This is a genomic window from Arcticibacterium sp. (genome assembly GCF_055134445.1).
In genome coordinates, this window is the sequence record NZ_JBSRVI010000033.1 from 1 (window position 1) to 8,135 (window position 8,135).

8 protein-coding genes are annotated in these 8,135 nt (G+C 36.0%); 6 read left to right on the forward strand and 2 right to left on the reverse strand.

Annotation, left to right across the window (positions count from 1 at the left end; translation table 11 throughout):
• The 5 genes from ACTBZY_RS03970 to ACTBZY_RS03990 form a co-directional block, all read left to right on the forward strand.
• Positions 1 to 502: hypothetical protein (locus tag ACTBZY_RS03970; RefSeq protein WP_463045039.1), on the forward strand; the 502-nt coding region annotated here is incomplete at its 5' end.
• 214 nt (positions 503 to 716) lie between these two features.
• Positions 717 to 1,043 carry a LytTR family DNA-binding domain-containing protein gene (locus ACTBZY_RS03975; RefSeq protein ID WP_463045040.1) on the forward strand — a complete coding sequence of 109 codons (327 nt, stop codon included), beginning with the start codon at positions 717 to 719 and terminating at the stop codon, positions 1,041 to 1,043.
• A gap of 58 nt (positions 1,044 to 1,101) precedes the next feature.
• The gene (locus tag ACTBZY_RS03980) at positions 1,102 to 2,379 is read left to right on the forward strand and encodes a hypothetical protein (RefSeq protein ID WP_463045041.1); all 1,278 of its coding nucleotides are present in this window, start codon (positions 1,102 to 1,104) and stop codon (positions 2,377 to 2,379) included.
• A gap of 133 nt (positions 2,380 to 2,512) precedes the next feature.
• Positions 2,513 to 3,445 carry a hypothetical protein gene (locus ACTBZY_RS03985; RefSeq protein WP_463045042.1) on the forward strand — a complete coding sequence of 311 codons (933 nt, stop codon included), beginning with the start codon at positions 2,513 to 2,515 and terminating at the stop codon, positions 3,443 to 3,445.
• Positions 3,446 to 3,447: 2 nt separating this feature from the next.
• Positions 3,448 to 6,132 carry a CHAT domain-containing protein gene (locus ACTBZY_RS03990; RefSeq protein WP_463045043.1) on the forward strand — a complete coding sequence of 895 codons (2,685 nt, stop codon included), beginning with the start codon at positions 3,448 to 3,450 and terminating at the stop codon, positions 6,130 to 6,132.
• On the opposite strand, the gene ACTBZY_RS03995 is transcribed toward ACTBZY_RS03990, so the two are convergent.
• Both ACTBZY_RS03995 and ACTBZY_RS04000 read right to left on the reverse strand, forming a co-directional pair.
• Entirely contained in the window at positions 6,133 to 6,795 is a 663-nt protein-coding gene (locus ACTBZY_RS03995; RefSeq protein ID WP_463045044.1) for a hypothetical protein, read from the reverse strand.
• A gap of 10 nt (positions 6,796 to 6,805) precedes the next feature.
• A complete protein-coding gene (locus ACTBZY_RS04000; RefSeq protein ID WP_463045045.1) occupies positions 6,806 to 7,378 on the reverse strand; it encodes an RNA polymerase sigma factor in 573 nt (190 codons plus the stop codon).
• A 193-nt stretch (positions 7,379 to 7,571) separates the two neighbouring features.
• On the opposite strand from ACTBZY_RS04000, the gene ACTBZY_RS04005 reads away from it, so the two are divergent.
• On the forward strand, positions 7,572 to 8,135 hold a 564-nt coding region (locus ACTBZY_RS04005), incomplete at its 3' end, for a hypothetical protein (protein WP_463045046.1).

The following is an 8,135-nucleotide window of genomic DNA, read 5'->3' on the forward strand; positions in this document are numbered from 1 at the left end:
GTGGATAATGGTTCAAGGTTCTAAAGAGGATGTCATTTTACCTGAAAATGCAAATATAACGTTTGACAATGGGTATAAAATTTCACAGATAGCGGATGGATTAAATGTTAACACATCAGGTGCTCAATTCCTTTCAATGAATTCAACTGGATTTAATAAAGTTGGGATTAACAATAGTTCTCCAAGCTCATCAGTTCATATGACAGGGTCAAATGCCCATTCCGTGACCACTACTTCTTCAGATCTAGCTTTAAATCAAATCCATAGATATGTAATAGTGACAGGTACAGTGACTAGAACTATGACTTTGCCAGACCCCACGACCTGTTCTGGCAGGATATACCATATACTAAATTATAACACACAAAACATCAATATATCAACAGTACCTAGTGGCATACAGATTGACGCTACAATTCAAACAACAACGTATGCGGTAGTCCCCACCTCAAGCACTCAGTTAATCTCAAACGGTACTAAATGGTTTGTCATTCATAACTAAACAATAGCTTATTTTTATTTATAACAAAGCGACAATTCGAAAGATATGTCGCTTTGTTTTTTTTAATAATGCTAAACAATTTTTGTTAAGGAATTACTCCTTTCTGGCTTAGTTTATCAAATTATTTCTTGAAGAATTTTGAAAATTTTCAAACGAAAAGGTTACAAAAAAACTGTGGTTTTGGATAGGTATGTATAAAACATGAAAAAATCCAATGAAAATTAATCAAGAAATCCCAAATGAAGTTGTAATGCTAGGAGCCCGGACTTTCCTGCTACCAAACAATATCACACACTTAGAAGCTGATGTAAATTACACCAACGTTTATACCGCCAACGGAAAGTACAATGTACTTTCGACCACCATGCAAAAAGTAATGACTTGCTTAAGCGAGCATGGTGACTTTGTTAGAATTAGCAGAAAGCATGTGGTAAACATGCAATTCGCCGAACTACAGAATGATATGGAAGTCAAGCTAGAAGATGGCAAAAAGTTAAAGTTCTCAAGAAGAGGTTGGAAACGATTTTCTGAAAATAGTTAGACTTAAACAATGGAGATTTTGAATTCTCTAAATAATCAAAATAAATACTAATTAGAACATGAAAAAAACTATCCTACTCCTATTGGTTTCCATCTGCAGTTTTGCACAGGTCACCATTTCTGGTGCCAGTGAGACATACCTAAATGTCACCTATAATCCTTTGTCCTATAATGCCTCTTTGGACGAATATCTTTGTATCGGCCCCACTCCCATTTATAGTCCCTATGAACTTTATGATGCAGGCACTTCCATTTACACGGCTACTATCAGTATGCCCGGATATTCCTCAAACATAGAAGCATATATCATGAGAAGAAATGGACAGTGGAATATTGAAGCTCGAGACATTTATGGTAATTACATTGTTTTCTATAGGTCTGTTGGCACTAACGCCGACCCTGAGCCTCCATGTGACACCACTTGGGAGAAATGGGATTCTTGGTGTTTCAGCTATGGACATATTGACCCTACGGGTATTTACACCTCTACCATTCATTTAACAGGAAGCTGTATAAGCTGTGAAACATTAAGTGGCATTATACTTCCAGAAATAGTTAATTTTCCAGTAATAAGTGATTTTACTATGAATTCACTTACTCCGAGTGATGGATTAAGAGAAGGCTCCACCGCTTTTAATTGTACCGTAAATTCACTTGTGGTTTATGACGGATGCGAGTGGCAAAAAATCAAAACAGAATCTATATATAAGCCGGGTTTAGTAAACGCAATTATGAGCTTCAATGGAAGCTCTCAAACAGTTTTATTTAATTGGTTTCACCCGAAACCGTCTATAGTTTCGCAGTTTATACTTCAATATTCTACAAACAATGGTCCGTGGATAGATTATCAATCATTCCCAAACACCACCTTTTCTTATAGTAATAATAGTTTGGCTAGCAATACTTTTAACATCAATCAAACTTACACCTGGAGAATCAAAACCATTGAAACTTGCGGAGAGAAGTCTTACTCTTGCCTAAAGGAAATTTATTACGCATTCTATTATTATGGTCAAACTAACGCTTACCCTGTGCTAATAAATATAAATGCTCCATTTACGGTGGGTTCTGGCATTTTAATAAAAATGGAATCTAATAATGCTGGTACTGGTGTTGCAAACTGGGTATATAACCTCGAATACTATGAAGGTTCAACTTGGCAAAATGTTCTTACTCAAAATTTAGCCATGGCCTCTTTTCCTCACAGTTTTATTATCTCAGGAAGTAATTTACTGCTAGATGGGAAATACAGAGTACATGTCAATAATACGTCAAACCCAGGAGCCTTTCACCATGTAGAATTTCATTATAGTACTCCTCCCGAAGCGTGTGAATAGGATAGTCCTAGTAATTACCAACTAATGAACAAAAGCTTTACCTTTTTTTCTGCTTTCTTTATAATTTACAAAGTCCAATGGTTACAAAACCCTGCCCCAAAAGTATTAACGCATAACAAACCAAAATTTCAAAATGAGAAAAGTAATCTTAAACGCCATTTTACTTCTTACACTTTCCGTTTCAATGCTTATGTGTAAGAAAAAGTGTGTTATGCCCGAGAACACTACCTTTTCATTTGCACAAGTAACTTGGGCAAATGTTAGCTATGATAGTGAAAATTGTAGGCAAATATGTGATAATTCAACATCCAATTACATACCTAATGCAGGCTTATCTATTTGTGGTATTGAAAAGTTTGGCTGCGATTATAATAACAAAATAAATACCATCATCATAAAAGACTCCGATGGTTATGAGACCTACTATACTTACAAAGACGGACTACCTGATCGTTATAAAACGATGGAGTGCTGTCTTATTTACAAAGACATAAAAGAAAGTAACACAACGATTTACAATGATTTTAGCTTTGATAAAGACACATACAAGACCATAGAGCCAAGTGTCTATGAAGTCACTCCAAAAGGAACTGTAGAAGCAGAACAAGGTAAAACTGACGACAAATCTTTTATAAAGTTTGTAATGCCTAAAGTCATAGAAAATTATAGCGAAGGATTGTTTTATGAAGGCTTACCGAGCAAAGTGTATAATTTAAGAGAGCTAGTTAAACCAACTTTAAACAAAAACAACATTCAAAAAGTATGGACAAATGACAAAAACCTAATTTTAGATAGCGAAGGGGCCATTGTTTTATCTGAATCTGAAGATACCCCATTAGGTAGTTTAAATTACATTTACTTTCAACTTGAAGGCGATAATACAACCTACCGAACTGCCTTAATTATTAAACGCTCTTCTGAAAAACTTCTTGAAGATCCTGACCAAAGAGCAAAATACTATTTTGACAATATTAACGACCACCTTGACGACAAACCTTGTTTTGGAGGTGGTATTCAGGACCCCGGAACAGCTGGGCCTCCTAATATGATAGTCCCTGGACCATAATAATGCGATTTATAATTATTTTATTAAACTTAATTGGTTACTCGGCGTTTGCACAAAAAACGCCGAGTCCAAATACCCTCCTAAAAGAGGGTTATCGTATTTATGCCAATAATACAGCAGATACCCTTGCGGCCATGGCAAAGTATCGCGAAGCTTATAGCGGTTTTTTAAAAGAAAAAAACTATTGTGGGGCTTCAGAAGCTTTGCTTTACCAAGGTGCCTTGTTGGTTGATTTAGGAGCTTACCAACTGGCCGAAAACATCCTTTACAAAGGAATTCAGAATAACAGCAAGGCAGATTGCGATAGTTCAAAAATAAAGCTATTCCAATCACTTGCCTTCATGTACCATAAAGCCGGTTTACTTTATAAATCAAGCCAAGTCTTTTTCTCTATAGACTCCCTCCTATTCGCAAATCCTGATTTAATAAAAAACCCTAACTTATTCTTATACCACTATGCCAACTTTAGCAATCAAGCTTCATTCTATCATCAAATAGGTGACCTGGAAAACGCAAAAGTTTACTTTAAAAAGGCCACTGAATTCTCTAAGGTCTATGAGACCAAGAACTTTCTGGTAAAAGGTTTAAGAAATGAAGCTAATTTTCACAATACAACAGATAACTTCCAACTGGCTAAAGAACTTTATAGCGAAGCTCTAAAGTACGCTCATTATCAATCTGACAAAGCCGACATTCATACAGCCTTGTCAATCTTAAATAGTAGAGAAAATAAGTTTGAAGAGGCCAAATTGCACATAAACAAAGCTAACCTTCTTTTTACTGATACTCACTATAAGGGAAAAGAAAGCATTTCAAAAGAAGTATACCTTCGATTCTTACTTCAAAAAGCTCATTTAGAAATTGAAGAGAATCAATTAAACATTGCCAAAAACACTTTGTCAAAAATTTTAAATGAAACTGCCTTCATTATAGAAAAAGCCAAAGCCAACGAGCTGCTTTCTTTTATTTACACAAAAGAAGGAAACCTAAACGAAGCCGAAAAAAGTATTGATAAGGCTTTAGCATTAGTTAGATATAACGCTAAAAGCCCGGAACAAACCCTTGACTACATTCTAGCCCTTAAGCTGCTTTATCATAAAGCAGAAAATGCTTTAGTTCAAAACAAGAATACGGAAGACATCTATCTTGCTATTTCTGTCCTTGCTAAGCTCGCTCGCGAATACTTACCCTATGACCAAAGCAAAGCATACCTAAACCAGCTAAGCAACCCATATTTATTAAACGGCTTAAGGATTTTAAAAAAGAATGGAAACCCTAGGGTCCTCTTCACTTTGGCAGATTCCTATAAAGGAGGTATTCTACAAGATAACCTTGAAAAATTGACGATTAAGAAAGATTTTACGGAGCTGGCACTCAAAGAGAAAGAATTAATTAGTCAGCTCCAAAAAAACAAATTAGCTTTAGTTATTTCACCAAATGATAGCATACTTTTAAAGAAGCAGAACGATCTAAAATTAAAACAAAGCCATATCCTAAATCAACTTAATAGGAAAAAGAAAAGCCAAAGCGAAAGTGTGCAGTTCAGTTCTTATCAGGAAGTATTAAGACCTACGGAATACTTGATTGAAATAGCCGATTTAGTAGAGGAATATTTAATTATAGGTTTTGGAAAACAGACTAAAATAAAAACTTTTAGAGTATCTAAGTCAGAAGTCAATAAAGAACTAGAGCCTTTGCTTTCCCAGGTTTACAACCAACCTGGTCTCGGAATATACACAGGTAGCCTGCATGCTCAAAAACTTTACGATCTATTATTAAAGCCCCTAGAACAATCTCTTGGAAACATTAGGGAGCTAATTATCATCAGAGATGGCGATCTAAATAAGCTTGCCTTCGACATACTAGAAGATTCTCCTAAGCAAAGTATTTTAGAAAAGTATGCTATTTCCTATGATTATTCCGCCACTATTTGGAAGAATAGTCAATATACTCGCCCAATAGAAAAAGCCGCGTCCATTTTGGCCATTGCCCCATATGCCAATCAAAACTGGAGTACAAGCACCTTCAGAGGTAAAGGACTGGGTCACCTTCCATTCTCAAAACTTGAAGTTGAAAAAATTTCAGGAACTATATATCAAAACAAGACCGCCACAAAAAAACATTTTCTAGAAGACTACCAAAAACACGGGATAATCCATTTCGCAACACATGCTCAAATGGACGACACTGACCCAGCTAAATCTTTTATAGCTTTTTATCCCGATAGCTCCGACTATAAACTATACACAGAAGAACTTTATAATTTATCACTTAAAAACACGCAGTTAGTAGTCTTATCCGCCTGTGAAGCAGGTGGTGGAAAGTTACAGCAAGGTGAAGGTTTAATGTCTTTAGCAAGAGGCTTTGCCTATGCCGGATGCCCAGCAGTAATCACCACGCTATGGAAAGCGAACGACCAAAGTACCGCTTGGCTTTCAGAACGACTGTATCACTATTTGAAAAAAGGATGGAATAAAGCTGCTGCACTTAGACAAGCCAAATTAGATTTTAGAGCATCGGATATTGGTCAAGAGTTTGACCATCCGTACTACTGGGCAAATTTTATTCTAATTGGAAATAATGAGCCTTTAGAACGCTCATTTTGGGAACTATACAAATGGTGGACAATTGGTAGTTTTCTTCTTTTACTAGTCCTATCTATAGGACTCTGGAGACTTAGAAAATAGCTAAAACCATAACCTCACTTTCATTTTCAATCGCTCCATCAAGGAAAGTGGATATTTGAAATCTTCTTGGGATTCTAAATCATCCAAAAGTAGAGATGCCTTCTTTTCATCAATTCCTGAAACAGCTACCACCTCAAACCAACGAGCGGCATCTTGATAATAGGCTCTTAAACCTTCATTATTCTTTAAAACTTCAAAAGTTTCAGCGGCTTCTGTGTATTTCCCTTCCGCCAACATACCCTGAGCTAGTATATAATCCTGATAAACCTGATTCCCACTATTATTCGCGTCAGTGTTTCCTCTTTCTATTAAAGCTGTGACATCTGGCAGATAAAAATCTGCATTCCCTAAATAAAGGACTGCTACTAAACATGCCGCCACAGCAGCTCCTGCAAATCTGTATAAAACCTTAAAAGTCTGGCGTTTGGGTCTAAAGGCAATAACCCTGCCACCAGCGTGGGAGCCCCATTCTTGCATTTTCTGCTCATGAATGGCTTTAATATTTTCTCTTGAATTAAATCTTACGACCGTCTCCGAAAGCAGTTTTTGTTGAGCATACGCCTTCGCAAATTCCGATTCATTTTTAATTCTTTCTTGAACAGTCCTCTCCTCCTCAGCACTAAGTCTGTTTAAGATATAATCTTCTATTAATTCTAAATCCATTTATTATTGATTACTTGGTGAGCGTCTCAGAAACTTTTTTCAAACACTTGCTTTTCGCATTCCTAACAACTTGTTCGTTTTCATAAAGACCTTCATTAATAAGCTTCTGAGCTAGCTCTTTAATACCATATCCGAGACCATACACCATTTGTAATGTCCTTTTGCAATTTTTTCCAACATTTTCAAAAATAGCGAGGTACTTATCCCAAACTTCTTTCTCTGCTATGATTTCAGAAACATCAATTTCGACTTCGTCATGGTTTTCAAAATAAACATGTTGCCTTGCAACTCTTGCCTTTTCAGAGCTTAAATGTTTAAACCATAAGTTTTTCAAGATCGACTTCAAGTAGCTCCTCAGGTAAATGCCTTCTTGTATTTGATATTTTCCATTTTTGATATTATTTACCAATGCCTCCATCCCTTCCCAAATGATATCTTCTGGTTCTTTAGCACTTTCTTGATTTTTACAGGTATTCAGAAACCTGACCATTTCGCCCTTATTCTGCTCATAAAGCCTTGAAATAGCGTCATTTTCAGCACTTCCTCCTTTTTTTATACTTTTTACAATTTCTGAGTCTGTCAATTTTTTAAGCGGTTTATTTTAGAAATGGTTAGTTTCTACAAGCTAATGTAAAAATCTAATTACTTAAAAGTCAATAATCAGCAAAAAACTGTAGCTTCCTTAAGTTTAAAAACATGGAGAAAAAGGAAAAAATTACAAGAGGTTACAAAAACAATGTTTACTAGTATCTCATTAAAAACAACATCCTTAGATTATGAAAAAAATCATACTTCTTCTTACGATAGCATTTTCTAGCTTTTGTAACCATTCAAAAGCTCAGGTAAATACCCTGCAAAACAATACCACTTCCGTCACGATATTACCAAGCAGTATTAATTCTACGCATATTTCCAACAATAACTTCTCTAACAATACTGACAATTTAATATTAGGTAAGGATGCCATGTTGAACGATATCAACACCGCATTCCCAAATACTTCTAATGGCAATGTCGTGATAGGCATAGAATCTATGAAAAATGGTCAAGACGCCATTAACAATATAGCCATAGGTAAAGGGGCTAACTATTGGAGTGTCTATTCCGACAGAAACATTGCAATCGGCACAAACGCTCTCTATTCACATCACCCCATAAGCGGACAGGGTGTAAACAACGATGACAATATTGCCATTGGTCACGAGGCCATGAAAAACTTTTTTTGCCTCAATAAATTCAATGTGGGTATTGGTACTCAGGCCCTACAAGAGCCAACCCAGTCTGCTGTAGGTATTGGGTACCAAGCGGGTAAACTAGGTTCAAGCTTTTCGGTCCTTATT

Coding starts and splice junctions, on each gene's coding strand:
- ACTBZY_RS03990 (WP_463045043.1), top strand. CDS start 3,448: ATGCGATTTATAATTATTTTATTAAACTTAATTGGTTACTCGGCGTTT.
- ACTBZY_RS03975 (WP_463045040.1), top strand. CDS start 717: ATGAAAATTAATCAAGAAATCCCAAATGAAGTTGTAATGCTAGGAGCC.
- ACTBZY_RS03995 (WP_463045044.1), bottom strand. CDS start 6,795: ATGGATTTAGAATTAATAGAAGATTATATCTTAAACAGACTTAGTGCT.
- ACTBZY_RS03980 (WP_463045041.1), top strand. CDS start 1,102: ATGAAAAAAACTATCCTACTCCTATTGGTTTCCATCTGCAGTTTTGCA.
- ACTBZY_RS03985 (WP_463045042.1), top strand. CDS start 2,513: ATGAGAAAAGTAATCTTAAACGCCATTTTACTTCTTACACTTTCCGTT.